Origin of the sequence: Mesorhizobium sp. M7A.F.Ca.CA.003.01.2.1 (assembly GCF_003998945.1) — a bacterium.
GTDB classification, from domain to species: domain Bacteria; phylum Pseudomonadota; class Alphaproteobacteria; order Rhizobiales; family Rhizobiaceae; genus Mesorhizobium; species Mesorhizobium ciceri.
Genome location: NZ_RZRA01001560.1, coordinates 1 through 618, shown reverse-complemented (window position 1 = coordinate 618; position 618 = coordinate 1). Strand labels below are relative to the sequence as shown.

1 protein-coding gene is annotated in these 618 nt (G+C 60.2%); it reads left to right on the top strand.

What is annotated here, in order from left to right; translation table 11 throughout:
- The coding region (locus EN969_RS34185) for an MFS transporter (RefSeq protein ID WP_127419931.1) at window positions 1-618 on the top strand (618 nt) is incomplete at both ends.

Genomic DNA, 618 nt, shown 5'->3' with positions numbered 1-618 from the left:
GGCTTCCTTGTGCGCCCGTTCGGCGCACTGCTGTTCGGCCGCATCGGTGACCTTGTCGGCCGTAAATATACTTTTCTTGTCACCATGACGATCATGGGCCTATCGACCTTCCTGGTCGGCTTGCTGCCCGGCTATGCCACTTTGGGCATCGCCGCTCCCGTGATCCTGATCATCCTGCGCATGCTGCAGGGCCTGGCTCTGGGTGGCGAATATGGCGGCGCGGCCACTTACGTCGCCGAACATGCGCCGGACAACCGGCGCGGCTACTACACCTCGTGGATCCAGACCACCGCGACGCTCGGCCTGTTCCTGTCGCTGGTTGTGATCCTGATCGTACAGGCTTCATTGAGCAAGGAAAACTATGCTGCCTGGGGCTGGCGTATTCCGTTCATCGTGTCTTTTCTGCTGCTCGGCATCTCGATCTGGATTCGGCTTTCGCTTTCCGAATCCCCGACCTTCCAGCGCATGAAGGATGAGGGAAAGGGCTCCAAGGCGCCGCTGACGGAAGCCTTCGGCCAATGGAAGAACGCCAAGATTGCACTGCTGGCGCTGCTCGGCCTCACAGCCGGTCAGGCCGTGGTCTGGTACAATGGCCAGTTCTACGCGCTGTTCTTCTTG